Origin of the sequence: Rothia sp. HMSC065C03, assembly GCF_001837295.1 — a bacterium.
Taxonomy (GTDB): Bacteria; Actinomycetota; Actinomycetes; order Actinomycetales; family Micrococcaceae; genus Rothia.
The window spans coordinates 170165-195168 of sequence record NZ_KV832005.1 but is presented as its reverse complement, the minus strand read 5'-3'; the positions used below and the strand labels follow the sequence as shown (position 1 = coordinate 195168).

The 25004-nt window shown below is 57.6% G+C and carries 23 protein-coding genes; 18 read left to right on the top strand and 5 right to left on the bottom strand.

Annotation, left to right across the window (positions count from 1 at the left end):
• The first annotated feature begins 46 nt into the window (after positions 1 to 46).
• The 11 genes from HMPREF2605_RS05385 to HMPREF2605_RS05335 all read left to right on the top strand — a co-directional run bounded on the left by HMPREF2605_RS05385 (position 47) and on the right by HMPREF2605_RS05335 (position 13293).
• Entirely contained in the window at positions 47 to 967 is a 921-nt protein-coding gene (locus HMPREF2605_RS05385; protein WP_049355023.1) for a glycosyltransferase family 2 protein, read from the top strand.
• 258 nt (positions 968 to 1225) lie between these two features.
• Positions 1226 to 2224 (top strand): CgeB family protein, encoded by a 999-nt coding sequence (locus HMPREF2605_RS05380; protein ID WP_070634159.1) that lies wholly within the window; start codon positions 1226 to 1228, stop codon positions 2222 to 2224.
• On the top strand, positions 2215 to 3315 hold the full coding sequence (locus tag HMPREF2605_RS05375; RefSeq protein ID WP_070634158.1) for an RNA-binding protein: 1101 nt from the start codon (positions 2215 to 2217) through the stop codon (positions 3313 to 3315). The genes HMPREF2605_RS05380 and HMPREF2605_RS05375 overlap by 10 nt, the downstream gene beginning before the upstream one ends.
• Positions 3315 to 4043 (top strand): acylneuraminate cytidylyltransferase family protein, encoded by a 729-nt coding sequence (locus HMPREF2605_RS05370; RefSeq protein WP_049355026.1) that lies wholly within the window; start codon positions 3315 to 3317, stop codon positions 4041 to 4043. The genes HMPREF2605_RS05375 and HMPREF2605_RS05370 overlap by 1 nt, the downstream gene beginning before the upstream one ends.
• 90 nt (positions 4044 to 4133) lie before the next feature.
• Positions 4134 to 6377: an N-acetylneuraminate synthase family protein gene (locus HMPREF2605_RS05365; RefSeq protein WP_049355027.1), complete on the top strand. Its 2244-nt coding sequence runs from the start codon at positions 4134 to 4136 to the stop codon at positions 6375 to 6377.
• A gap of 11 nt (positions 6378 to 6388) precedes the next feature.
• Entirely contained in the window at positions 6389 to 7474 is a 1086-nt protein-coding gene (locus tag HMPREF2605_RS05360; RefSeq protein WP_049355028.1) for an acyltransferase family protein, read from the top strand.
• The gene (locus HMPREF2605_RS05355) at positions 7471 to 8586 is read left to right on the top strand and encodes a glycosyltransferase (protein ID WP_070847265.1); all 1116 of its coding nucleotides are present in this window, start codon (positions 7471 to 7473) and stop codon (positions 8584 to 8586) included. The genes HMPREF2605_RS05360 and HMPREF2605_RS05355 overlap by 4 nt, the downstream gene beginning before the upstream one ends.
• Positions 8583 to 9977 carry an O-antigen ligase family protein gene (locus HMPREF2605_RS05350; protein ID WP_070634157.1) on the top strand — a complete coding sequence of 465 codons (1395 nt, stop codon included), beginning with the start codon at positions 8583 to 8585 and terminating at the stop codon, positions 9975 to 9977. The genes HMPREF2605_RS05355 and HMPREF2605_RS05350 overlap by 4 nt, the downstream gene beginning before the upstream one ends.
• 2 nt (positions 9978 to 9979) lie before the next feature.
• Positions 9980 to 11020: a glycosyltransferase family 4 protein gene (locus tag HMPREF2605_RS05345; protein WP_049346739.1), complete on the top strand. Its 1041-nt coding sequence runs from the start codon at positions 9980 to 9982 to the stop codon at positions 11018 to 11020.
• A gap of 65 nt (positions 11021 to 11085) precedes the next feature.
• Positions 11086 to 12033, top strand: a complete 948-nt coding sequence (locus tag HMPREF2605_RS05340; protein WP_070847263.1) for a glycosyltransferase family 2 protein — start codon at positions 11086 to 11088, stop codon at positions 12031 to 12033.
• A 12-nt stretch (positions 12034 to 12045) separates the two neighbouring features.
• A complete protein-coding gene (locus tag HMPREF2605_RS05335; protein WP_049355031.1) occupies positions 12046 to 13293 on the top strand; it encodes a glycosyltransferase in 1248 nt (415 codons plus the stop codon).
• 88 nt (positions 13294 to 13381) lie between these two features.
• On the opposite strand, the gene HMPREF2605_RS05330 is transcribed toward HMPREF2605_RS05335, so the two are convergent.
• The 4 genes from HMPREF2605_RS05330 to rfbA all read right to left on the bottom strand — a co-directional run bounded on the left by HMPREF2605_RS05330 (position 13382) and on the right by rfbA (position 17085).
• Positions 13382 to 13690, bottom strand: a complete 309-nt coding sequence (locus tag HMPREF2605_RS05330; protein ID WP_049346731.1) for a PqqD family protein — start codon at positions 13688 to 13690, stop codon at positions 13382 to 13384.
• Complete coding sequence (locus HMPREF2605_RS05325) at positions 13687 to 14544, bottom strand: nucleotidyltransferase family protein (RefSeq protein ID WP_049355186.1); 858 nt, start codon at positions 14542 to 14544, stop codon at positions 13687 to 13689. The genes HMPREF2605_RS05330 and HMPREF2605_RS05325 overlap by 4 nt, the downstream gene beginning before the upstream one ends.
• Positions 14545 to 14655: 111 nt before the next feature.
• Positions 14656 to 16128 (bottom strand): tyrosine-protein kinase domain-containing protein, encoded by a 1473-nt coding sequence (locus HMPREF2605_RS05320; RefSeq protein ID WP_049346727.1) that lies wholly within the window; start codon positions 16126 to 16128, stop codon positions 14656 to 14658.
• Between the two features lie 96 nt (positions 16129 to 16224).
• Positions 16225 to 17085 carry a glucose-1-phosphate thymidylyltransferase RfbA gene (gene rfbA, locus HMPREF2605_RS05315; RefSeq protein ID WP_070847262.1) on the bottom strand — a complete coding sequence of 287 codons (861 nt, stop codon included), beginning with the start codon at positions 17083 to 17085 and terminating at the stop codon, positions 16225 to 16227.
• A 74-nt stretch (positions 17086 to 17159) separates the two neighbouring features.
• Here rfbA and rfbB point away from each other — a divergent pair, with 74 nt between their 5' ends.
• The 7 genes from rfbB to HMPREF2605_RS05280 all read left to right on the top strand — a co-directional run bounded on the left by rfbB (position 17160) and on the right by HMPREF2605_RS05280 (position 24272).
• Positions 17160 to 18158: a dTDP-glucose 4,6-dehydratase gene (rfbB, locus tag HMPREF2605_RS05310; protein WP_044142793.1), complete on the top strand. Its 999-nt coding sequence runs from the start codon at positions 17160 to 17162 to the stop codon at positions 18156 to 18158.
• Complete coding sequence (rfbD, locus tag HMPREF2605_RS05305) at positions 18158 to 19582, top strand: dTDP-4-dehydrorhamnose reductase (RefSeq protein ID WP_070616750.1); 1425 nt, start codon at positions 18158 to 18160, stop codon at positions 19580 to 19582. The genes rfbB and rfbD overlap by 1 nt, the downstream gene beginning before the upstream one ends.
• 243 nt (positions 19583 to 19825) lie before the next feature.
• Positions 19826 to 20446: a 50S ribosomal protein L25/general stress protein Ctc gene (locus HMPREF2605_RS05300; protein ID WP_005506952.1), complete on the top strand. Its 621-nt coding sequence runs from the start codon at positions 19826 to 19828 to the stop codon at positions 20444 to 20446.
• Between the two features lie 187 nt (positions 20447 to 20633).
• Positions 20634 to 21221 carry an aminoacyl-tRNA hydrolase gene (gene pth / locus HMPREF2605_RS05295; RefSeq protein ID WP_005506954.1) on the top strand — a complete coding sequence of 196 codons (588 nt, stop codon included), beginning with the start codon at positions 20634 to 20636 and terminating at the stop codon, positions 21219 to 21221.
• A gap of 187 nt (positions 21222 to 21408) precedes the next feature.
• Positions 21409 to 22707: a cysteine desulfurase gene (locus tag HMPREF2605_RS05290; protein ID WP_070847260.1), complete on the top strand. Its 1299-nt coding sequence runs from the start codon at positions 21409 to 21411 to the stop codon at positions 22705 to 22707.
• A gap of 67 nt (positions 22708 to 22774) precedes the next feature.
• Positions 22775 to 23245 (top strand): Fe-S cluster assembly sulfur transfer protein SufU, encoded by a 471-nt coding sequence (sufU, locus tag HMPREF2605_RS05285; RefSeq protein ID WP_049355035.1) that lies wholly within the window; start codon positions 22775 to 22777, stop codon positions 23243 to 23245.
• 529 nt (positions 23246 to 23774) lie between these two features.
• On the top strand, positions 23775 to 24272 hold the full coding sequence (locus HMPREF2605_RS05280; protein WP_005508886.1) for an FAD synthase family protein: 498 nt from the start codon (positions 23775 to 23777) through the stop codon (positions 24270 to 24272).
• 152 nt (positions 24273 to 24424) lie between these two features.
• Here HMPREF2605_RS05280 and HMPREF2605_RS05275 read toward each other — a convergent pair whose 3' ends face one another.
• Complete coding sequence (locus HMPREF2605_RS05275; RefSeq protein WP_049327953.1) at positions 24425 to 24922, bottom strand: DUF2505 domain-containing protein; 498 nt, start codon at positions 24920 to 24922, stop codon at positions 24425 to 24427.
• Positions 24923 to 25004: the final 82 nt, after the last annotated feature.

Below are 25004 nucleotides of genomic sequence, written 5' to 3'. Positions count from 1 at the left end.
TACGGTGGTTTCTATTATCCCTCTCACTCAAGAAAGATTGTAATACATGACCTTCCTTCCCCGCGTTTCTGCGGTTATTCCTTTCTACGGCGAGCCGGAACCGGTTCTTGCCATTATTGACACTCTGCGTACTCAGCAGGGCATTGACCCCGCCGATATCGAGATTATTGTCTCTGATGATGTTTCTCCCACCCCCTTCCCCGAGGTTGAGGGTGTGACCGTGGTTCGCCGCCCCGTCAACGGTGGTTTCGGTAAGGCTGTGAACTCCGGTGTTGCTGCCGCGACCGGTGAATGGGTTTTCATCCTCAACAGCGACCTGGAGCTGGATAACAGCTTCGTCTCGCGTATGCTTGCAGCCGTGGAACGCCACGGCGAGATCCTGGCTAGCCCGCAGATTATTGGCCACGACGGCAAGCAGCAGTGGGTGGCTCGCAAGTTCCCCACCGCGGCACATGTGGCGTGGGAATGGTTCACTCCGCTGGCTCGTTTCAAGCCGACCAACTGGTGGCACCGCGGTGTTGGCCACGATGTTGAGGCCTGCACCGGCACCTCGGACGCGAAGGTCGACTGGGTTATGGGTGCGTGCATGGTTGTTCCTCGTGCGACCTTCAACCGCATTGGTGGCATGGATGAGCGTTTCTACATGAACAGTGAAGAGGTGGACTTCCAGTATCGCCTCTCGAACGCTGGTGTGGATCGTTACCTGATTCCTTCGGTGACTGTAACCCACGAGGGTGGCGGATCTTCGCCTTCTGAGCGTCGTGTACAGTGGCTGACCACTGCTCGTTTCATTTATGCGGATAAGTGGGGCTGGGAGAAGAAGCTTGCTGTTGCTCTGCGTGCTACCAGCTACGCGAACTTCCTGGTGAACTCGGTACGCGGCCTGCGCAATAAGGACGTGGATGCTCGTGGCTTCCTTGCCACCGAGCTGGAGCGTATCGCCAAGGCAGAGCGCCGCGAGAACTAGACGCGAAACGTGCGGAATCTACAGCGGTAGTTCCGCAAGATTTTGAACGCGACATCACAGAAGGCACATATAGAACGTAGGAGGCGACACAGTGCACTCGAGTGTGTCGTCTCCTGCTTTCGTTGTAAAATTTCAGTAGGTATGTTTTGCCTCAAGTTCTAGGTGAAACTTTCCGTTCCTCTTCACTCCAACACATAGCACCGCACGGTTTTACCCTGCGGGTTCGTATAGCAAACGCCGACAGGATTCAATCCTCATATGACTCAGCCCAAACTTCTACTGCTCTCGCCCGCATTCCACGGGTACTGGAAGGCAATTCAGGCATCTCTGGAAGTGCACGGATACGAAGTGCGCACCCACATCTACGATGCGCCGGGTACTCTGCCCGAGCGTATCCTCAACAAGCTTGCCCACGAGCTGCCCGAGAAGTACCGCCCCGAAAGCTTCGCGGCTCAGGCAACTCGAAAGGCTATTGACGCTTTCAACGAGTTCCGCCCCGATATTGTGCTGGTCATTAAGGGCGACATGCTCTCCCGCGAATGGTGGGACCTGCTGGAAACCTCCGGCGTTCGCTACGGCACCTGGCTCTACGACGAGATGCGCCGCATGAGCTACACCGAAGAGGACCTGCACCACCTGGGTTCGCTGGCAAGCTACAGCCCGCTGGACGCGCAGCACCTGCGCGAGCAGGGCTTCGAGGTGCTCGACATGCCCAACGCCTATGACACCCACTGCCCGGTTATTCCCGTGCGTGAGGACTCCATCAACTTCGTGGGCGCCAAGTACCCCAACCGCGAGGAGACCCTGCAGGCCCTCGTCGCCGCCGGTCTGCCGGTTCGCGCGTACGGTCGTGCCTGGTCGCGTCACCCCTACGATATTCTGCGCACCAAGCAGTTCAAGGACTCCGGTGTTCCCGCCGGCCGCGACATCGACCGCTCCGAGGCGTACGGCATTATGGCGTCCTCCCCGGCAACGCTGAACATCCACAATAACCAGGATGGCTTCACCATGCGTACCTTCGAGGCGCCCGGCGTTGGCGCCCTGCAGGTGATTGACCGCCCCGACGTGGACCGCTACTACATTCCGGGTGAAGAGGTTTTGGTGTACGAGAGCATCGATGAGCTCATCGAGATTTGTACCCGCATTTTCCGTGACCCGAAGTGGGCGCGAAAGATTCGTGAAGCCGGTCAGAAGCGTACTCTGGCCGAGCACACCTTTGATCAGCGCGTCAAGATTTTGGAGCAGCTATGGGCCTAACCTATCCCCTCGACATTGATGCATGGGCCGCCTGGCAGAAGCGCCAGAATACCCTGCGTTGGGCTAAGGGCGAGGCCCGCAGCCTTATCGGACGTCTGCGCGGGGGCGCGGCTGAACAGGAAGCACCTGTTGGCGGTGTTCTCTACACCCGCGGCGCTGTACCCCGCGTGCTCATCGTGCTCGATTCTTTCTCCCCGACGAGCCGTAACTCCCTGCTGGAGCCGCTCAAGTACCTCGAGAACGTGGGCGTGGCCCTGTGGGTCCCCGAGGACGCCTCGGAGTACCTCAACGGCCAGTACGCCACCGAGCGTTACGGCCGTGATGCCTGGACCGAGCAGGAAGTGACGGGCGACCAGCTGCAGGGGCTCCTGCCCGGTGTGCGCGTGGTCCTTTCCCTCGGCCACTACCTGGCCCGCGGCGCGGCCGCCTACGAGTACTCTCGCGCGATCGGCGCTGAGTACTGGGTTGTTCAGCACGGCCTGCTGGTGCCTCAGGCACCGCCGCTACCGGTTGGATGCACCCTGCTGGCTTTCAGCGAAGCGGACGCCCAGTTCTGGGCATCGGGTCGCCGCGATGTGACCACCCACGCGGTGGGTTCGCAGCTACTCTACCTGGCGGCACAGAAAGCTGCCGGTGCTGAAGCGCAGAAGCAGAACGACCTGGAACCGATTTTCCTGGGACAGATGCACGGTGCGGAACTGCCGCGCGCATCCTTCGCGTACGCTTCCCACTCTTTCTTGAAGAAGTTTGGTGGAACCTACCGCCCGCACCCGAGCGAGAAGGACAAGCTGTCGGTGCTGACCCACAAGCTGTGGGAGAAGGAAGGTATCCGTATTGACCGCTCCGGTACCCCGCTGAACGAGGTACCGAACCCGGTGGTGTCCATCTTCTCTACCGGTGTTCTGGAGGCAGCGATCCGCGGAATCCCGGCGTGGGTATACCACCCTGCACCGCCGGCATGGCTGGTGGAGTTCTGGGACCGCTACGGCATGAACCAGTGGGGCCAGGAACCGACCCCCGCGCCGGTTCAGCCGAAGAAGGAACCGGCACAGCGTATCGCTGAACTAATGATTGAAACTTTGGAGGCATAATGCGTATTCTCTGCGTCATTCCCGTGCGCGGTGGCTCGAAGGGCATTCCGCGTAAGAACCTGCGTCCTATCGCGGGTAAGCCGCTGGTTGCATGGACTATCGAGCAGGCACTGGCTGCTAAGGAAGAAGTCGCCGGCGAGCACGAGCTGCGTGTTGTCGTCTCCACCGACGATGCTGAGCTGGCTGATATCGCCCGCGAGTACGGTGCCGAGGTACCGTTCATGCGTCCGGCACACCTGGCTGAAGATACCACCGCAACCGAGCCGGTCATTGAGCATGCCATCGAGTTCTACGCCGAGAACGGTTGGGAGCCCGAGGCTGTCATGCTGCTGCAGGCAACCAGCCCCGTGCGTCTGCCCGGCACCCTGGCTCGTGCGGTCCGCCAGTTCGCTGAGAACGGTAAGGACTCCATGGTCGGTGTGATTCCGATTGGTCCGTTCATCTGGACCTGGCACGCAGACGGTGAGCCCACCGCGGCATTCGAGATTATGCATCGCCCGCGCCGCCAGGAACTGACCAAGGAAACCTTCCGCTACCGCGAGAACGGCTCGATGTACATCACCAAGACCCACGTGTACATGGACCACCACAACCGCCTGGCGGGCTACCCCGGCGGTACCATTGACTTGTTCATGCTGGACGAGGTCGAGGGCGTCGACATTGACGCACCGATTGACTTCTCCGTGGCAGAGCACCAGCTCACTCAGATCCTGGCCGAAGGCAAGTAACCTTCACCAGCGGCAGTACCTCGTCTGCCGCGCCCGGCTTGACCGGCACTCAGGCATTCAACTGAACACTCAAACGAAAAGGTCAAAATCGTGATTATTGAACGCAATATTGCCCCCTATGTGGTCTTCGCTGAAGACCCGATTCTCAACGCCCTGCAGAAGATTTCTGCTAACGGCCAGCGCATCATCTTCCTGGTGAACGAGTCCGGTATTCTGCGTGGTTCGCTCTCTGACGGCGACTTCCGTCGTTGGCTGATCGCTAACCCGACCGCATCCCTGGAGACTAGCGCCCTGGACGCTGCGAACACCAACCCGCAGACCGCACCGGCTGACGCTGACCCCGAGACCCTGCGCGGATACTTCGCGAAGGGCATCAACCACGTTCCGCTGACCGACGAGCGCGGTCACCTCGTGGCGCTGGCAATGGACGAGCAGGACGTTCTGCGCATTGGTAAGCACACCATCAGCGAGGATTCCCCCTCCTTCATCATTGCTGAGATTGGTAACAACCACCAGGGTAGCGTTGACTTCGCTAAGGAACTGGTGGACCTGGCTGTTGAGTCCGGCGCGGACGCTGTGAAGTTCCAGCTGCGCGACATGGACGCTCTGTACCGCCAGCGCGGCGCAGCAACCGCAGGTGAGGACCTGGGCGTTCAGTACACCCTGGACCTGCTGTCCCGCTTCTCCCTGACCGTTGACCAGATGTACGAGGTCTTCGACCACGTCAAGCAGCACGACATGGACATCATGTGCACCCCCTGGGACGCACCCTCCGTTCAGGCACTGGTTGACTACGGTATCCAGGGCATGAAGATTGCTTCTGCCGACCTGACCAACCACGAGCTGCTGCGCGACGTGGCTTCCCGCGGCCTGCCCATGCTGGTCTCCACCGGTATGAGCCGCGAAGAGGAAATCCGCGAGTCGGTTGCCCTGCTGCGTAACGCTGGCGCATCCTACGCTCTGCTGCAGTGCCAGTCCGCATACCCGGCACCCTTCAAGGACGTCAACCTTGCGTACATGGACCGCCTGGCTGAAATCGGTCAGTGCCTGGTCGGCTACTCCGGCCACGAGCGTGGCTACCACGTGCCGATTGCTGCTGTTGCTCGCGGCGCGAAGATTATCGAGAAGCACTTCACCACCGACAAGACCCTCGAGGGTAACGACCACACCGTCTCCCTGCTGCCCGAGGAATTCAAGGCAATGGTTCAGCAGATCCGTGAGGTTGAGACCGCTATTGGTTCTGCTGCTCCTCGCGAGGTGTCCACCGGTGAGCTGATGAACCGCGTGAACCTGGCAAAGTCCCTGGTTGCTACCCGCCACATCGCTAAGGGCGAGGTCGTGACCGAGGCTGATGTTGCTGTGAAGTCCCCCGGCCGCGGTCTGCAGCCGAACTACCTGCCGCAGCTGCTGGGCCGCACCATGCAGCGCGACGTTGAAGAAGGCTCGTTCTTCTTCGAGGGTGACCTGAAGGACGACCTGGTGACCCGCCGCGACTTCAAGTTCGACCGCCCCTGGGGTCTGCCGGTTCGTTACCACGACTACAAGCCGCTGATTGAAGAGGCTAAGCCGGACTTCCTGGAGTTCCACTTCTCCTACAAGGACCTCGAGATTAACATCGACGACGTCTTTGACTCCAAGCTGGACATGGGCTTCACCACCCACCTGCCCGACCTGTTCGCAGGTGACTTCCTGGTGGACCTCGCGTCCAAGGATCCTGAGGTGTGGGAGCGCTCCATCGCTGAGGTCCAGCGCACTATCGACATCACCCGTGACCTGACCCGCTACTTCACCGTAGACGAGGACCCGGTCATGGTTGTGACCATGGGTGGCTTCACCAAGGACAAGCACATCCCCGCTGCTGCACGTGCTGAGAAGTACGAGCGTATCGGTGAGGCTCTGAAGCGTCTGGACGCATCCGGCGTTCGCCTGGCTGCTCAGACTCTGCCCCCGTACCCCTGGCTGATGGGTGGTCAGCAGTACCACAACCTGTTCCTGGATCCGAAGGACACCGCAGAGTTCTCGCGTGCATTCGATACCGCACTCTGCCTGGATATCTCCCACACCATGCTTGCATGCAACTTCCTGAACATTCCGCTGTCGGAGGCTGTTGAGCAGCTGGCACCGCTGTCCATTCACCTGCACCTGGTGGACGGCACCGGCGTTGACGGTGAGGGCGTTCAGGTTGGCGAAGGCGATGTCGACTGGGCATCCCTGGGTAAGCAGCTGCGTGAGCTGGCGCCGAAGGCATCCTTCATTCCCGAAATCTGGCAGGGCCACATCAACAACGGTGAAGGCTTCTTCACCGCACTGGACCGCCTCGAAAAGTGGCTGTAGGATTAGCGTCTATGGCCAAGTCTCAGACCGTAAAAGCTCGGGAGGGTGAAATTCTGGATCAGAATTTCATTACTCCCGGGCGTTTCCGGGAGCTAGACGGGTTCCGTGGCCTGGCTGCTATTACCGTGGTGATTTATCACCTGGGTGTTCCGGCTACTCAAAATTACCCGCGAACCGCCCCCTCGCCTTACGATATTCCTCTGGGCGAGCTGGGTGTTCAGCTCTTCTTCATTATTTCTGGCTTTGTAATCCTGCTCAGCGCTATCAAGAGCGGGTCGGCACTGAAGTTCGCGGTTTCGCGTTTTTCTCGTATTTACCCGACATACTGGTTTGCGCTGGCTGTATCAGCGCTGGTGTATTTCATCTATGGAAACCCCGGACGCCATATTACGATTCCGCAGACCCTAATCAACACAACGATGTTGCAACGCTTCCTGCGTGTGGATAACGTGGATCAGGTGTACTGGACGCTGGCAGTTGAACTGCAGTTCTACGTGATGGTCGCCCTGTACCTGATTATCAGGAAGGGAAAGATTTACCGTGGGGAGCTGACTACGATTCTGCTTACCTGGTCGGTTATCGGTACGGCTCTGTGTCTGCTTTTCCACCCTGAGGCTTCTCTCGGTGGAGCACCGAAGATGATTGTGTGGGCTGCGGTTGCGGAACATTCTTCGCTCTTTAGTCTGGGCATGATGTTCTTCATGTACAGTCATGATCGAAAGTTCACCTGGCACATTCCGTACTTTGCAATTCTGGCTTCCCTCAACGCAGCGCTGATGCATGATCTTGCTCATGGAATCGGTGTGGCGCTGATTAGCCTGGTGTTCTTCATCGTTGTATACCTGAAGAACGTTCCGGTACTTGCAAAGGGTCCGCTGAATTTCTTGGGACGTATTTCCTACCCCCTGTACTTGGGCCACGCTATGGTCGGCTATATGCTGGTGGATCTGTTCTACCCGGTGGCTGGTCCCTGGGGGGCACGTATTATTGCATTGGTTTTGGTGGTTTGCTTCGCCTACCTGGTGCATATTTCCATTGAAACTAAGGTTTCTGCATCCTTCCGTTCTTTCCTCACTCGAAAGTTGACTAAGGCATGACCTCTACACCAACGGCTCTATGGGTCGTTCCGGTTCCCGATTTTGGCGGGGTAGCTCGGCACGTTGTCGATATGGCACGTGCCGGGCTCCCCGGCTTTAACCTGGTGGTTCTCGCACCCGAGGGTAAGCTCACGAACCGCCTTGAGGAACTGGGCGTCACCGTCATCAAAGCTGACTTCGGCCCCGACTACGGTTTTAAGACTTCCTTTGCTTCTCTACAGAAGGCTATTGAGCAGGTCCGCCCGGATATCGTGCACAGCCACCTGGCGTATGCGGACGTTGTAGCGACCGCTGTAGTCAACGCGCTACGCATCCGTAGCGTCATCAAGCGCGGCACCTGTGTGCCGAAGCTCCTGACCACTGAGCACGGTATCGCCGGTAATGACTCCGTGTATCACGGTAGCTCTTGGCGTTCTAAGCTCATGGAGACCGTACACCGTGTGCGTCTGTGGGGTACCAATCAGGCGATTGCTGTTTCTCGTTCTACCGCTGATCAGATGCGTGCCAAGTGGGGCGCTCGTGGCGTGGAGCTGGTGTACAACGGCGTGGATATTCCCGAGGTGCACGCGGCTGTTGAGCAGCAGTGTGTGCCTGCTGATGGCGGTCCGCGTATTCTTTCGCTGTCTCGCCTGTCCCCTGAGAAGGGTATTGACGTGCTGCTGGACGCTTTTGCGCAGCTTCGTGCTGATTACCCGCAGGCTCATCTTGAGATTGCGGGCTCTGGCGATTTGGCTTCCGAGTTGCAGGCTCAGGCTCAGCGCCTGAACCTGGGTGATTCGGTGACCTTTAGCGGTTTCGTTAACCCGATTGAGGCGATGGGCCGCAGCGACATGATTGTTCAGCTGTCGGTGTGGGAGAACTGCTCCTACACTCTGCTGGATGCTAAGGCAGCCGGCTTGAAGACGGTCGCTACCGCTGTGGGCGGCAACCCGGAGATTCTGGGCGCCGATGAGCTGGTGGACCGCCAGAGTGCAACTCTGACTCAGGATGTTCTGCAGGCTATGCGCGCGCAACTGCAGAAGGGGGAATCGGTGCCTTTTACCTGGATCTCAAACGCGCAGATGGCTGCTCAGACCGCCGAGATATACGCTCGTATTTTGGAGAAGAAATGACTGTAGCTCACTCTCAACCTGCATCTGGAACCCAGTATCCAGGTGCCGCATCGAGCAATGCCACTCGCTTTGGGCAGGCTGCGAAGGCTGAAGCAAAGTACCTTGCTGGTAGTGTGTCCAAGCTATCGATGCTCGATTTCTGGGCGGGGTTCGGCCTGATTTTTATTGGTATTACAACAGCGTTCTTCGCCATGCCAGTTGGAACTGTTGTGGTGATGGTGCTTGTACTCTACAACTTGACTAAGCCTGCCAAAATCGAGAACACCTACAACGGCTTGTTCTTTACGATTCTTCTGTTGGCCATTGGCTGGGCACTATTTGAGACTTTGACGTTCAACAGCTTCCCTGTTGAATATGCGATTCGTCGTGCTGTGCGTATGGCGGTTGTGGTACTGCTTGCTCTGCAGATTGCGCAGAAGAAGATTGATATCCGTTCTCTACTGTTTGGTGTGGCCTTTGGCCTCTTGATCAACGTCATTGGCTTCTACGCGGGTATCGCACCTGATAACTATGGTGGTACGTTGACCGGTTGGCTCAATGATAAGAACCAATCGGGTCTGTACTATGCGCTTTTCGGTTTCCTCTTTGTCGCTATGGTCAGAAAGACAAGCCACCGTATTGCTGCTATTGCTGTTAGCGCGGGCATGTTGTGGCTGACTGGTTCTCGCACTTCATTGGCGGCGTACGCATTCGCCGTCCTGTGGTTGTACTTCTCCTACCGTCTGAATCTCTTCGGCAAAGCTGTTCTGGCGTATCTGTTCTATCTAGGCGTGAACTACCTGGAAGATAACTTTGCTCGTGCTGGTGCTTTCTCGGATCGCCTCGGTAGTGACCTATTGCGTCAGCGAATTGACGAAGGAATGTACCGCATGATTGATGTGGTTCCGTGGTACGGCGGCGGTTTGGGTACTGCACAGGTTCCGCTACAAGACCGATACTTTTACTTCCACAACTCATATATGACGCTGGTCCAGGAGGCCGGATGGGTCTATATGATTGTGGTTGTATCCTTGATGATTTCTGCCGCATTCATCTGGAAGCAGCAGCGTACTCAGCGCATTGTTATTGCCGAAGCCGCAATGGTGATTATCATTATTACCTCTCAGCGTCTTGGAGAGGTGATTCTGACTGTGCCGTGGGCTATCGTGGTGGGTCTTGCATTGCTGTACCTGAACCCGGATAAGGATCTGGATGCTTCAGATAGCGGACAGCAGGAACCAGGTGCTATGCAGAAGGTGCAGAGTAGCGATGAAAAACCTGCGCTGCAGAACGGCGAGCTCATCGAGAATGAAGCTCCTGCCTCTGTAACCCATCAAGAAACGCCTAAGAAGTTGACTACTTCTAAATCGTTTGACGTCAGTTCTATCCGTCAGCAGGCGAGGAAAGTATAACGATGAAAGAACTCTACATCGCCACCAATAACGGTGACATGGGCGGCGGCGAGGTCATGCTCCTGAACATTGCCCGCGCAGCCCGTAGCCTTGGCTACAAGGTCACTATTGTGGGTCCTTCCGAGCCGAAGCAGCTTGTAGAAGCTGCTGCGGATGAGGGGTTCCCCCGCATTGTCTTGCCGGCTAAGAACCGCGCACAGTACATGGTGGCTCTGCGTAGCTGGCACGCTCGCCATAAGGACGTTCTGTTGTGGTGCAATGGTCTGGTTCCCGCAGCGGCAACGGGCGGCCGTAAGAACCGCATCGTGCACCTGCACCAGCTGCCTACCGGTGTGAACGCGAAGCTCGTACCCTTTGCCCGCCATAAGGCGTCTGTCACCCTGGTGCCTAGCCGCTATGTGGCTCGTGCCTGCCCCGGTAGCGAGCTGTTTGCGAACTGGGTCAGTGGCGTATCCACCGAGCTGGATCACCGTGTGGGGGAGCGCCGACTTCGCGTCGGTTACCTGGGGCGTTTGACTCCGTCCAAGGGTATTGCAACCCTGTGCCAGGCGATGAGTTCCTTGAACTCTAACGGTATTGAATACGACCTGGTGATTGGTGGCGAGCCTGTCTTTGCATCTGATGAAGAACGTGCTGAGGTTGAGGACGCTCTAGCCCGTGTTGCTACGTTCAGCACGCGTTTGGGCTGGACTACCCCGGACCGTCTTTTCGGTGACATTGACATGCTTGTTGTACCTTCGATTGCCCCTGAGTCCTTTGGCTTGGTGGTCGCTGAAGCGATGAGCGCGCGCGTCCCTGTGGTTGTCAGTGATGCTGGTGCTCTGTCGGAGGTGCTGGGCGGCGCGTCGTACCCGTACGTTGTGCCTGCTGATCAGCCGGTAGCTCTTGCACAGGCCATTAAGAGCCTGGGTACTGAGCTTCGAGAAGATACGGATGCCCTGGCGGAGCGAACCTCCGAGCTGTTCTGGCGTTGGCAGGAGAATTACTCGCCTGAAGCAGGTAAGGTCCGTGTTGGTGAGATTCTGGAGCGTTTTATCCGCTAAGGTGCTTCTAAACGTATAAGCCATTCCCAACGGATATCCTCTCACTCAAACCCCGAAGGAAAATTATGACGACTACCCACCGTTACAAGGCTGCGGTTATCATTCCGTCTCGCGGTGGTGCAGATATTCTGCACTACCCGCTGGATGTGCTTGCCGCCCAGACCGAGAAGGACTTCCAAGTTATCGTGGTCCTCGACGGCGATATCGATAACAGTGAAGCTGTGCTTGACCGCTACATTGCCGAAGGCAAGCTGAACCTGACCAAGATCGTTTTCGAGGAGAACCGTGGCCGCGTGGCTGCGCTGAACGCTGGCCACCGTGCGGCTGATGCGGATGTCCTCATCCGTTGCGATGACGATCTTGAGCCGGCATCCGACTACGTCGAGGCGCAGATCCGCCTGCACCGTGATTATGACGGTGTGATTGGTACCTTGAAGAACGTGTACCCGGACACTCCCTACTCTCGTGTGTACGGTAACTTCCGCGATGCTCGATTCAAAGAGGGCGCCCTCAGTGTAGCTGAAGAAGGCCGTTGGCTGTACTGGAACGGTAACTCTTCTATCTCTGCGGAGTACTTTGAGCGTACTGGCGGCTACGACCCCGCGTACCGTCTCTACGGCTGGGAAGACGTAGACATGGGCAAAATGGTTCATGACGCTGGTGGCCGCATCATCATCTCTGATGAGGTTGAGGTCAAGCACTACGCCGAGGCTACCACCACTGCTGTGCGTGCCCTGCGTGCCCTGCACTCGGGTTCTGCCCGCACTATCTTCGTGCGTAAGCATGGTGAAGAAGCACACCCCGCCCCGAATCCGACGGGTCCGTGGGGTTTGCTGGTCAAGACCCTCGCTCGTTTCACCACGGAGAAGACCATTAAGGCTCTGGGCGATGCGAGCGATAAGATTCTGCTGAAGCTGCCCGCTAAGGCCGCTGAGAAGCTTGTGGCACTGCAGGTTGAGGCTGCATCTTACGCCGGTATTCACTACCCTGAGCGTGCTCAGAAAGTCTTTTAGGAGGAAAAGAAAATGTCACTCACTCAGCTCTTGACCTCCGCTCCGTTTACCGGGCCGAAGAACCCTGACGCGGTGCTCGCGGATATCCCGAAGAGCCTCAAGAAGCTTGCCCATCTGGCGCGCCGTTACGTGCCGCTGGTCAAGCCTGAGGCTACTGAAGAGATAGCAATTGCCCACGACTACCTGACTCAGCGTGGCGGTGCGGAGCGTGTTGTGCTGGCAATGCATCGTGCATTCCCTGACGCACCGATTTACACGACTTTGTACGACCCGGAGGGCACCTTCCCGGAGTTCAAAGATGCGAAAATCATCACCAGCCCGCTGAACAAGATTGGTTACCTACGTCGTAACCACCGCATGGCTCTGCCAATTCTGCCGATTGCTTCTTCTTTCCTGAAGGTACCGGCTGAGCGCGCTGTGGTATCGACGACCGGTTGGGCGCACGGCTTCAACTTCGCCGGCCGCAAGTTCATTTACTGCCATTCGCCGGCGCGATGGCTGTACTTGAGCGATCAGTACCTGGGCGAGAAGAGCACCGGTCCCGTGCCGCTGTTGCTGAAGACCTTGCGTCCTGCACTGATGCTGTGGGATCACTGGGCTGCTCACCGCTCGGCTGTGTATGTGGCGAATGCGAGCGTCATTAAGAAGCGTATTGAGAATGTCTACGGTAAGAAGGACGTTCCGATTTTCTTCCCGCCGCACTCGGTAGACACCACCGCACCGGTTGAGCCTATCCCGGGCCTGGAAGAGTTCACCGAATCGGACGATTATTTCCTGATCGTTTCTCGCCTGCTGCCCTACAAGAATGTTGATAAGGCTGTTGAAGCCTGCAATGAGTTGGGTAAGAAGCTGCTGGTGGTTGGTCGCGGCCCGGAAAAGGAACGCCTTGAAGCGCTTGCAGGCCCCACTGTTCGTATCGTTTCTGGCATTTCGGACGCCCAGCTGCGTTACGCGTACCGGCACTGTCTGGCTCTGCTGGCTATCTCCTATGAAGACTTCGGTATTACTCCGTTGGAGGCTGGCGCCAGCGGTAAGGCTGTGATTGCGTACCGTGCGGGCGGCTTCCTGGACACCATCCAGGAGGGCAAGACCGGCATGTTCATCAACCAGCCGACCGTGGAGCAGCTGGTGGAAGCTCTCAAGGCTTTCAACCCGACTGACTGGGACGCTGACTATATCCGCGAGCACGTTGACGGTTTCTCGGAGGCTCGTTTCATTAGCCGTCTAAAGACGTACGTGCAGGCTCTGCCCGAAGACTAAAAAGCGCTAGGCTGCTCATAGAAGAAGGCGGGGCGGTAGAAACTATAAAGTTTCTACCGCCCCGCCTTCTTTGTGTCTTCTGGGAGGCCTAGCGGGCTTCTAGGAGCCCCTTGGCTAGCAGCTCGGGGATAAACCCCTCGATCTGCGGTCCCATGGTCTCTACGGGCTGTTCATACATTTCGCAGAGCAAATCGATAGCTTCCTGTAGAGACATTGGGTCCTCAAAGATACTCCAAATAATGGAGGCAGAATCCTGAAGAACAGACAGCTCACCATTGGCAAGATTTGCAAGATACGTTGCTGTGGGGGAGTACTTAGCGAACTCTTCAGAATGAACGTACGCGATGTTCTCGGGGATACCGTAGACGGTCTGGCGGGAATCTACCGGGTTGCTCATTTTTTCACCTTGATTCCGAAACGTTCAAAGAACTTGGCACGAATTTCAGCCTTGGTGGGGGTACGTCCCAGCTGCATCGCCAAGTGGTCCTTATTCACGAAGAAAATATTTTTGAGGGTGCGTAGCTTATCGTGCAGGGTGGTCGCCGCCTGCAGGCGCCCAACCCACTGAATATAGTGGGGGACGTCCTGAGAGACAGACAGCCACAGCAGGTAGTCGCGGTCGTCACGGTACTGCTCCAAGCCGCCCATAGCCGCGCTATACGCCAGGGATGAGTCAAGCTCCTCCGCGCGGGCTCGCAGGCGCTGCCAATCGCTGTACGAGAGCAGAGAGACCAGATAGTTAATATCTGCGCTGTAGCGTGATGCTGCGCGGGCGCGGTGAAGCACCACGAGAAGACGCGCGTCCAAATCACTGGGGACAACGCAGGGACGGTGAGCAATCATACGGGTCTTGCGTGCCGCCCAGACGCGTTCAAAAGCCTTCTCATAATCGCCGTGGCGTCCAAGACCGGGGAAGAAACGATGAATATCGGTCAGACCCCATGAAGCGTGGTAGAGCGTCATCGCGTGTTCGAACACGGAGCCTGTCTCGAAATGGGCTTGGATACGCCATCCATCTGCCAAAAGGATCTCTACAAAGCGGTCCACGTGAGAGGGACGGACCAGCAGGTCGGCATCGGAACTGTACCTGCCTTTGCGGTAAATTTCCTGGGAGAAAGCGTAGCCTTTGACATGCATAATATCGATGGAGTGCATGTCGGCAATTCGCTGGAAGTAGGCGTGCGCAAGCCGAATCCGTGCCGCAAGAGGAGTGGTCTGCGGCTCCGGCGTATTGGGTGAGTGAGTGGTCACAATAGCCTTTCGGTGCACATGTATACCAGATAAGTATAAGGCGGGACGGGCAGAAAAACTGCCCATCCCGCCCTAAGTCGCTCCCTATGTTTTAGGGCGCTTATTACGTTATTACTTCTTGGTCGAGGACTTCTTTGACGACTTCTTGTCGCCTTCCTTGCCGTAACCGTAGTAGGTTGCATAGCCAACGTAGGCACTTGCGTAACCGAAGCCGTAGTAGGAGTTACCCAGGCCCTTACGGGGTGCACGGTTCAGCACCATACCGAGGAGGTTCGCGTTGACCTTCTTCAGGATGTTGGAAGCTTCAGTCATCTGCTCACGGTGGCTTCGTCCGATAGAACCAACGAGAATCACGCCATCCACGGAGTGGGAGAGCAACGAAGCGTCGGTCACGGGCAGCAGCGGCGGAACGTCGACGACCACGATGAACTCTTCGGAGAGTTCGTTAATCAGCTGGCGCATCTTATCCGAGCCCAGAAGTTCGGAGGGGTTCGGGGGGATACGGCCTGCAGGCAGGACGAAGAGGTTCGACTCACCAAGCTGGTGCACAGCGTTAGCAATCTCAACCTGGCCAGCCAGAACCTGGGTCAGGCCAACCTTAGCGTCCAGCTTCAGCTTCTTAGCCACAGTCGGGCGGCGGAGGTCGGCGTCAATGAGGATGACGGGTGAACCCGCATCAGCCATTGCGCGAGCCAGCGACAGCGACACGGTCGACTTACCTTCACCGGGCACCGCGGAGGTGACGATGAACGAACGCGGGGGAGTGTCAACGTTCACGAAGCGCAGGTTGGTGCGCAACTGACGAATGGATTCCTGAGCGATGTGGTCGTCGGTGTCGCCCTTAACGATGTTGTCTTCGTTCAGGTCGTCACTGACGGGCAGAACACCGAGGACGCTTGCGCCGGTTGCCTTGGTAGCGTCGTCACGGGTACGGATGCGCTGATCCAGTGCACGGCGCAGGAAGATTGCCGCGTAGACCAGAACCAAACCGGTGCCAGCACCGATGAGCACGTTCTGCTGGTAGTTCGGAGCTACCAGCGGCGGGTTCACGCTCGCGTTATTCAGCGGAATCACGCGAACGGTGTTGCCACCGGTCGGGGTTGCGCCGGTGTTTTCGCCGTTCACCAGAGCCTGAGCGTTACCGGGGTTCTGCTCAATTTCCTTGATGTAGTCGGCAGTAGCCTGCAATGCACCGTTAGCAAGCAACTGTGCATTCTTCGGGGAAGAAGCCTTAGCGCTCACGGTAATCAGTGCAGCGTTTTCACCTGCAGTTGCGGTGAGGCTACCGCGAATTTGACCGGTGGTCATCGATAATTCGGGGTTGTTCTGCTTAATCTTCTGTGCCACGGCCTCAGAGGAGACGATAGCTGCATAGGAGCGAGCGCGCTCCTTAGCGGCTGTAGAGCCAGAGAGAACATCCACCGTACCGGATTCGCCCACGGTCACGTAGCCCGAGGAGGACGCGGCGTAGACCTTCGGCTGCAGTGATGCATAGCCGAAGCCCGCTGCGGCACCGACAACGATGCCAATAATCAGCAGCCAGAGGTTAGCCCTCGTGGTGCGGAAAAATTCCAAAATGGTCATGGTAGTGAGAATACTCCAGAAAGTTTGAGTTAGTGTACCTGCAACGTGGAGTGTTGTTGCAGGCGGTGAAGGGATACGAAAATCCCCTGGTGTTTATTAGCGGAGCAATCCGAGCAGGTAGCTACCGTAACCGCTCTTAACAAGCGGGGTAGCGATGTCGCGCAACTGCTCATCGGAGAGCCAACCATGGCGCCACGCAATTTCCTCCGGGCAACCAACTGACAGACCCTGACGGCTCTGAACAGTGCGGATGAAGTTAGTGGCATCAGCGAGTGAATCAAAGGTTCCGGTATCGAGCCACGCGGTACCGCGAGGCAGAACCTCAACCTTCAGTTTACCCTGTTCCAGGTAGACGCGGTTAAGGTCAGTGATTTCCAGCTCACCGCGCGGAGAAGGCTTAATCTGACGTGCATACTCTACAACCTTCGAGTCGTAGAAGTACAGACCCGGAATAGCGTAGTCGCTCTTGGGGTTCTCGGGCTTCTCTTCAATGGACAGCGCGTTGAAGTCCTTGTCGAACTCCACCACACCGTAAGCGCGAGGATCAGCAACCCGGTAAGCGAAGACGGTTGCGCCGTCCTTCTGCTCGTAGGTGGCAAGCTGAGTACCCAGACCGGGGCCGTAGAAGATATTGTCACCGAGCACGAGTGCTACGGGGTCATTACCAATAAAATCGGCGCCCAGGATAAATGCCTGTGCCAGGCCATCAGGGGAAGGCTGCACCTTGTATTCGAGATTAATACCGAAACGGGAACCGTCACCGAGCAGTCGCTGGAACTGCTCCTGATCGGCAGGAGTGGTAATAATCAAAACATCGCGGATACCCGCCAGCATGAGAGTGGACAGCGGGTAGTAAATCATCGGCTTGTCATAGACCGGAGTGAGCTGCTTGCTAATACCCTGAGTGATAGGGTGCAAACGGCTTCCGGTGCCGCCGGCAAGAATAATTCCCTTCATAACTTCTTATTGTGTCATGTTTATCTCGTTGTTGAGGCATAAAAATCGCTATTTAAGTGGGTAAAATATACCGTATGGCTCACATTCTTGTTACCGGCGGTGCCGGTTTTATTGGTTCGAACTTTGTTCACCACCTCATCGATAACACTGATCACACTATTACTGTGCTGGATAAGATGACCTACGCCGCAAATGCTGCGTCTTTGGAGGGTCTTCCTGAATCCCGCTTCAAGCTTGTCGTAGGCGACATTGCCGACCGCGAGTTGGCTGACGAACTGGTCGGCAAGGCAGACGCTGTTGTCCACTACGCTGCGGAATCGCACAACGACAACTCTCTGTCCAACCCCGAACCGTTCATCCACACTAACCTCATCGGTACTTTCAGCCTCCTGGAAGCAGTCCGTAAGCACGGCACTCGCTACCACCACATCTCCACTGACGAGGTCTTCGGCGACCTCGAGCTGGACGATCCGGCAAAGTTCACCGAAACCACCCCCTACAACCCCTCTTCCCCTTACTCCTCCACCAAGGCAGGTTCCGACCTGCTCGTGCGCGCATGGGTCCGCTCCTTCGGTATTGAGGCCACTATCTCTAACTGCTCCAACAACTACGGCCCCTACCAGCACATTGAGAAGTTCATCCCCCGCCAGATTACTAACATTCTCTCGGGTCTGACCCCGAAGCTCTACGGCGAGGGCCTGAACGTTCGTGACTGGATTCACGCATCCGATCACTCTTCTGCTGTGCTGCGCATCCTGGAGCAGGGCAAGATTGGTGAAACCTACCTCATCGGTGCTGACGGTGAAGAGAACAACATCACCGTTCTGCGCACCATCCTGCGTCTGATGGGCAAGGACGAGAACGACTTCGAGCACGTGGTTGATCGCCCCGGCCACGACCTGCGCTACGCAATCGACGGTAGCCGCCTGCGTGCAGAGCTCGGCTGGGAGCCGAAGTTCACCGACTTCGAGTCCGGTCTTGCCGACACCATTAAGTGGTACACCGACAACCGCGGCTGGTGGGAGCCCCTGAAGGCTGAGGTTGAGGCGAAGTACGCAAAGGCTGGCCAGTAATGACCAAGGAATTGAAGGTTACTGAAACCGAGATTCCCGGCCTGCTCATCATTGACCTGCCGGTTCACGGCGATAACCGCGGCTGGTTCAAGGAAAATTGGCAGCGCGAGAAGATGGTTGCAGCCGGTCTGCCCGACTTCAACCCCGTGCAGAACAACATTTCGTTCAATGCTTCGGTAGGTACCACCCGCGGTATCCACGCTGAGCCGTGGGATAAGTACGTCTCTGTCGCAACCGGTCGTATCTTCGGCGCATGGGTTGACCTGCGTGCCGGCGAGTCTTTCGGCAAGGTCGTTACCGTGGAGCTGGGCCCGGACACCGCAATCTTCGTGCCCCGCGGCGTGGGTAACTCCTTCCAGACCCTGGAAGAGAACACCGCCTACACCTACCTGGTGAACGACCACTGGTCGGCGGATGCAGTATCCGGCTACAGCTTCCTGAACCTTGCCGATGAGACCGTCGCAATCGACTGGCCTATCGACCTGGCGAAGGCAGAACTCTCCGAGAAGGACCGTAACCACCCGCGTCTGAACGAGATCAAGCCCCTGGAAGCCGACCCGATCCTGATTATTGGCGCGGGCGGTCAGCTCGGCACCGAGCTGGTTCGCCAGCTCACCGAGCAGAACGTACCCTTCCTGGCTGTGGATCGCGACCGCCTCGACCTGGGCAAGCCCGAGCAGTGGCGTGACGCATTCCGCTGGCGCTCCTTCCGTGCGGTCATCAACGCTGCAGCGTACACCGCAGTGGATCAGGCAGAAACCCCCGAGGGTCGCCGTGATGCCTGGGCAGCTAACGCTCTGGGTGTGAGCGCTCTTGCCTCCATCTGTGAAGAAGCTAACCTGCCGCTGGTTCACGTATCCACCGACTACGTCTTTGACGGTTCCCTGCCCCTGGGCGAGGAATACCCGGAGGATTACCCCCTGGCACCGCTGAGCGTCTACGGCGCATCCAAGGCTGCCGGTGAGGTTGCCGCCGCCGCATGGCGTAAGCACTACACCCTGCGCACCAGCTGGGTTGTTGGCGCCGGCAAGAACTTCGTTGGCACCATGGCATCCCTGGCTGAGCGCGGTATCGACCCGTCCGTGGTCGCCGACCAGTGGGGCCGCCCGACCTTCACCCAGGACCTGGCAGCAGCTGCCCTGCACCTGCTCTTTTCCGGCGCTGAATACGGCACCTACAACGTGTCGAACACCGGTGAAGTCATCAACTGGGCACAGTTCGCTCGTGCAGTGTACGAGGGTACCGGCCACGACCCGGCACGAGTCAGCGACACCACCACCGAGGAATACTTCGCCAACGCTGAGCTCTTCGCTCACCGTCCGACGAACTCGGCAATGGACCTGTCCAAGCTGATTGCTGCAGGCTTCACCCCGCGCAATCACCGCGAGGCGCTCGCCGCCTACCTTGCAGAAATGGGTTCCTAATCCTCTAGGATTTGGTCCTATATCTGCTGATAACAGCATAAAAGGCGTGAAAAGCGCCATATCACAGGTTCCCGGCCCTTGAAGAAGAGCCGGGAACCTGTACAATATTGTCTTGGCCAAGGCGGTGGAATACACGAAACGTGTAGGTCCGTAACTGACGGTGGCTGGTTGGAAAGAGATTTCTGGCGCCAGTCCCTATTCCACTTGGCGCATCACTTCTAACCAAGAAAGGATGGACGACTCATGTCAGATACCATCAAAATTTCAGCTACCGTACGTAGCGACTTCGGCAAGGGCTACGCGCGCCGCATCCGCATGGCAGGCGACATCCCCGCCGTCATCTACGGCCACGGCGAAGAGCCCAAGCACGTAGTACTCCCCGGCCACGCAACCACCCTGGCTGCCCGCGTCCCCAACGCTATCCTCGACCTCGACATCGAAGGTGAATCACACCTCGCAATGATCAAGGACATCCAGCGTCACGCAATCCGCCCCGAACTGCAGCACATCGACCTGCTGACCGTTAAGCGCGGCGAGCGCGTTGAGATCGAGGTTCCTGTACACGTTGAAGGCGAGCCCGCTGTTGGCGCCGTTGCTAACCAGGAAGAAACCGTTCTTCTGGTTGAAGCTGACGCACTGAAGGCACCCGAAGCTTTGACCGTGAGCATCGAAGGCCGCGAAGCTGGCGCTCACGTTCTGGCATCAGATGTTGAACTGCCCTCAGGCGTAACCCTGGTTGCAGACGCTGAACTGCTGATCGTTAACGTTTCTGAGCCCGAGGAACTCGACGTTCCCGAGCCCGGTGAAGAAGGCGAAAACGCACCCGAGGGTGACATCGTTGAAGCTTCCGAGGAATCAGATTAGGCTGGCGAAGCTCACGACTCAGATAACTCAAAGCACTAAGACCGCGCCCTGCGCCTAGCGCAACAGTGATCTGTGGATGGCCCGCCGCTACCTCTCTTCTGAGGTGGTAGCGGGCCATACTCATAGAATGGTGTAGTCCATGAATTTTCTAAAAAACCTTTTACAGCGCCGTGGAAAGGGCGAAGATATGTCTGATGCGTGGCTCATTGTTGGTCTGGGGAACCCGGGCCCGGAGTACGAGAAAACCCGCCACAATATTGGTCAGATGGTTCTGGACGAGCTCGCCAAGGAAGTTGGCGGCAGCTTCAAGAAGCATTCCAAGGCCTCCGCGGTTGTGGTGGAGGGGCGCCTCGGTTTTGGTGGCCCCAAGGTCATCCTCATGAAGTCTCTCGGCTACATGAACACCTCCGGCGGCCCGGTCAGCGCCGTCGCCAAGTTCTACGGTATCGACCCCGACCATATCATTGTTGTGCACGATGAACTCGATATCCCCTTCGACACCATTAAGCTCAAGATTGGTGGGGGAGAGGGCGGTCATAACGGTCTGCGCGATATCACCAAGGCACTGGGCACCAAGGACTACTACCGTGTGCGCACCGGCATCGGTCGACCTCCCGGACGCATGGACACCGCAGACTTCGTGCTCAAGCCCTTCAGCAGCACCGAAGCGAAAGACCTGCCCTTCCTCATCTCGAACGCCGCTGATGCCACCATGATGCTCGTGAAGGAAGGCCTGCTGGCAACCCAGCAGCGCTACCACGGCGCAGGCTCCTAGCACATGACCCGTGCCGGGCAAGCACTGAACCGGGGCAACGCATGATTCGGGTCGAGGTGTGAACTAGGCTCTACCTAACTATGCAAGAGCCCGGTGAGGGAATAAGCTAGAAAAGAATGACGTTATACGCTCCACGACGGGAAAATACCCGACCCGTGGAGCGTATGAGCGAGAGAAGAAGGTACCCGTGGCTGAATACTCCACCCCCGCCAACACCCCGCTGAGCGACGACATCGTACGCCAGCTTCGCCAGGACTTCCCGATCCTCAACACCGAGGTCAACGGGCATCCCTTGGTTTACCTGGATTCGGGGGCGACCAGCCAGAAACCCCTTCAGGTGCTCGACGCAGAACGCGACTTCTACCTGCACGCTAACTCCGCCGTGCACCGCGGCGCCCACACCCTCGCGGTTGAGGCAACCGACCTGTTTGAGGATGCGCGTATCACCGTAGCGAACTTCGTGGGCGCCACTGACGAAGAGATCGTGTGGACCTCCAACGCAACCGAGGCGCTGAACCTGGTTGCCTACTCCATTGGTAACGCCTCCCAGGGTATCGGCGGTCCCGCCGCTGAGCGTTTCGCGCTGGGCCCCGGCGATGAAATCGTCACCACCGAGATTGAGCACCACGCGAACCTCATCCCCTGGCAGATTCTTGCCCAGCGAACCGGCGCGACCCTGCGCCACATCCCCTCCACCGAGGACGGTCAGCTCGACTACGAGGCTGCCGAGGGTATTATCAACGAGAAGACCCGCATCGTGGCGTTCACCCACGTCTCGAACGTGACCGGCGCAATTACCGACGTGCCCCGCATGGTTGCCTTGGCTCGCAAGCACGGCGCGCTCGTTGTGCTGGACGCCTGCCAGTCCGTACCGCACATGCCCGTAGACTTCCACGCCCTGGACGTCGACTTCGCGGCGTTCTCCGGCCACAAGATGCTGGCACCCACCGGCATCGGTGCCCTCTATGGCCGTGCCGAACTGCTGAACGCCCTGCCGCCCTTCCTGACCGGTGGCTCCATGATTACCCGCGTGGGTCTGCAGGACGCCGAGTATATGCCCGCCCCCATCAAGTTTGAGGCAGGTACCCAGCGCGTCTCGCAGGCAGTCGCGTTCGCTGCTGCTGTGCGCTACCTGCAGCACCTGGGTATGGAGAACGTTGAGGCGTGGGAACACGAACTGGGCGCCCGCCTGGTTGAGGGAGTTCAGAAGATCGATGGTGTGCGACTGCTCGGCCCCACCGACCCCACCAAGCGTGCTGGCTTGGTAGCCCTCGCAATCGACGGCGTGCACCCGCACGATGTGGGGCAGCTGCTCGATACTCGGGGCATCGCCGTGCGCGTGGGCCACCACTGCGCCCAGCCGTTGCACCGCTGTGCCGGCGTGACTGCCTCGACCCGTGCATCCACCTACATCTACAACACCACCGAAGACGTGGACGCTTTCCTGAAGGCGCTTGCTGAGGTGCGCCCCTACTTCGGCTTCTAAACGTAGATGCGTTAGACGCTAGCGCCCCAAATTTTTCAGACAGACCAACTGACGGAAGAAGAACACCGTGTCTCTTGAATCCCTGTACCAGGAAATTATTCTGGAGCATTCCAAGCAGCGTAGCGGCGAGCACCTCGTAGAGGTACCCGCCGGTCACGCAAGCGCCGATAACCACCAGTACAACCCCACCTGCGGTGACGAAATCAACCTGCGCGTGGTGCTCTCTGACGAGCTGAAGGATGGCGAGAAGACCATCGAGTCAATCTCTTGGGAAGGCGACGGTTGCTCCATTTCGATGGCTGCCGCTTCTGTGCTTTCTGAGATGGCTCCCGGTATGACTATCTCCGAGCTGCAGAGCCACGTGGATGCGTTCCGTGAGATGCTACGCTCGCGTGGCAAGGTGACTCTGGACGAAGAGGAGTACGGCGACATGGCGGCATTCTCTGGCGTTTCGAAGTTCATGGCGCGCGTGAAGTGCGCAATGCTCTCGTGGGTTGCTGTTGAAGAAGCTACCAAGGAAGCAGCAGCCAAGAACTAACTCTTCGCTGAGAATGTAGGCGGAAACGGCGGGGGAGTAGCTAGTATTTGAACGCCAATCGAAAATACCGAATGGCTACTCAACCTAAAATATTGCACGAGAACGTAAGCATGTGCGGTCAAAGCCTGCAGAAAATACTGGCTAAAACTCTTCGCTAAAATCTAGCGGTTAATTGTTTATCTATATAAGCTTTCTTTGATTTCAAGCGACGTATAGAAAATATGAGGCGGATACTACACTGTATCCGCCTCATATTTATATCTTTCCCTTTTTCCTCCAAAAAGGTGACTGGTAAAATAAAAGGACGAAGGGCGCCCAACCAGCACCCTCGAGAAACTCTTTTCGGACCCGCATACTCTGGGACGACAGAGAGAAGAAATAGGGCAATAATAAGAAAATATTTTCTCAATATTGCACATTCTTCACTTATTCTTAGGCTCTCACCCCAGACTGCGGATATGTTTCTCACCCTCCGGTACCTCAACCACACCGGAATACCCATCGCCGCTACCAACCACAAGGAAGCCCCATGATTATTGGCTACGCCGCAGGCGCCTACGACCTTTTCCACTACGGCCACCTCGAGATTCTCCGCAAGGCCAAGGAAAACTGCGACTACCTCATTGCAGGCGTTGTGCACGATGACGTCCTGGAAGTGACCAAGGGCCGCCGTCCCGTCATCCCCATCGAAGAGCGTGCCGCTATCGTCAGCCACATCGACTACGTGGACGAAGTGCACGTCGAAACCACCCCCGACAAACTCGAAACCTGGAAGCAGAAGCCCTTCAACGTCTTCTTCAAGGGCGATGACTGGAAGGGCACCGACAAGGGCAACGCCCTCGAAGCACGCTTCGCAGAGGTCGGCGTGGAAGTACACTACTTCCCCTACACCGAGCACACCTCCAGCACCAAGCTCCGCAAGGTCGTTGACCTGCTCGAAGCAGAGCACGACCTGCGCGTAGAGATGCGCCGCTTCGCCGAGCTGCTCGGTGAGCGCGAGTACTCCGAGGCGATTGTCGCTTCCTAACGTGCATAGGCCCTTATCAGGGCGCTAGAGCTCATAGAGACACATAAAGAACAGAGGATCCCCGCCGTAATTACTTACGACGGGGATCCTCTGTATATTGGCGTATCTAGCCGTATATCAGCTACACCTCAAAGGCGAGCGTCTAATAAGCCTTAGCGCTGTGCCAGCCACTTCTCAGCGGAGGTGCCCAGAACCTTCAGCACACGGCCAACCTGCGGCTCAGCAGCGGCAGCAATCTTCTTGCCCACCAGCGGGATGGAGCAGGAAACCTCACCGTTGACGTCCAGGCGGGTCTTGTCACCCTCGGGAATCAGGTGCTGGGTAGCCTGAGCGGACACGGGTACGCCGTTGACCTTCACCTCGGTGGAGACGGTGCGTGCACCATCAGCTGCCGGTGCGCTCACGGTGTCCACCTGGGTCATGGAGACGCCGCTACCGACGAACTTACGAGCGATGTCCGGTACGCGATCAGCGGGCACGGTGCGCTCGGTGGTTGCGGTGAACTCAGCGGAGGTGTCACCGGAAACGGAGAAGCTGTTGAACTCAACGCCAACCTCGGAGCAGACGAAGCGTGCGAAGTCCTCGCTGGAGAACGCCTCGATAACCTGCTCAACGCTTGCGTTGATAACGGTCGATTCCTGAACTGCCATAATTGTTCCTTTCGTAGTGCGCGAAAACCCCGCGCATTATCCCTTACTAAGGATACGGTGCGCGGGGTTTCGCAACCAATGT

Bases quoted from the DNA above. Each gene is read 5' to 3' on its own strand.
- HMPREF2605_RS05385 (WP_049355023.1), top strand. From the start codon at position 47: ATGACCTTCCTTCCCCGCGTTTCTGCGGTTATTCCTTTCTACGGCGAG.
- HMPREF2605_RS05380 (WP_070634159.1), top strand. From the start codon at position 1,226: ATGACTCAGCCCAAACTTCTACTGCTCTCGCCCGCATTCCACGGGTAC.
- HMPREF2605_RS05375 (WP_070634158.1), top strand. From the start codon at position 2,215: ATGGGCCTAACCTATCCCCTCGACATTGATGCATGGGCCGCCTGGCAG.
- HMPREF2605_RS05370 (WP_049355026.1), top strand. From the start codon at position 3,315: ATGCGTATTCTCTGCGTCATTCCCGTGCGCGGTGGCTCGAAGGGCATT.
- HMPREF2605_RS05360 (WP_049355028.1), top strand. From the start codon at position 6,389: ATGGCCAAGTCTCAGACCGTAAAAGCTCGGGAGGGTGAAATTCTGGAT.
- HMPREF2605_RS05355 (WP_070847265.1), top strand. From the start codon at position 7,471: ATGACCTCTACACCAACGGCTCTATGGGTCGTTCCGGTTCCCGATTTT.
- HMPREF2605_RS05350 (WP_070634157.1), top strand. From the start codon at position 8,583: ATGACTGTAGCTCACTCTCAACCTGCATCTGGAACCCAGTATCCAGGT.
- HMPREF2605_RS05345 (WP_049346739.1), top strand. From the start codon at position 9,980: ATGAAAGAACTCTACATCGCCACCAATAACGGTGACATGGGCGGCGGC.
- HMPREF2605_RS05340 (WP_070847263.1), top strand. From the start codon at position 11,086: ATGACGACTACCCACCGTTACAAGGCTGCGGTTATCATTCCGTCTCGC.
- HMPREF2605_RS05335 (WP_049355031.1), top strand. From the start codon at position 12,046: ATGTCACTCACTCAGCTCTTGACCTCCGCTCCGTTTACCGGGCCGAAG.
- HMPREF2605_RS05330 (WP_049346731.1), bottom strand. From the start codon at position 13,690: ATGAGCAACCCGGTAGATTCCCGCCAGACCGTCTACGGTATCCCCGAG.
- HMPREF2605_RS05320 (WP_049346727.1), bottom strand. From the start codon at position 16,128: ATGACCATTTTGGAATTTTTCCGCACCACGAGGGCTAACCTCTGGCTG.
- rfbA (WP_070847262.1), bottom strand. From the start codon at position 17,085: ATGAAGGGAATTATTCTTGCCGGCGGCACCGGAAGCCGTTTGCACCCT.
- rfbB (WP_044142793.1), top strand. From the start codon at position 17,160: ATGGCTCACATTCTTGTTACCGGCGGTGCCGGTTTTATTGGTTCGAAC.
- rfbD (WP_070616750.1), top strand. From the start codon at position 18,158: ATGACCAAGGAATTGAAGGTTACTGAAACCGAGATTCCCGGCCTGCTC.
- HMPREF2605_RS05300 (WP_005506952.1), top strand. From the start codon at position 19,826: ATGTCAGATACCATCAAAATTTCAGCTACCGTACGTAGCGACTTCGGC.
- pth (WP_005506954.1), top strand. From the start codon at position 20,634: ATGTCTGATGCGTGGCTCATTGTTGGTCTGGGGAACCCGGGCCCGGAG.
- HMPREF2605_RS05280 (WP_005508886.1), top strand. From the start codon at position 23,775: ATGATTATTGGCTACGCCGCAGGCGCCTACGACCTTTTCCACTACGGC.
- HMPREF2605_RS05275 (WP_049327953.1), bottom strand. From the start codon at position 24,922: ATGGCAGTTCAGGAATCGACCGTTATCAACGCAAGCGTTGAGCAGGTT.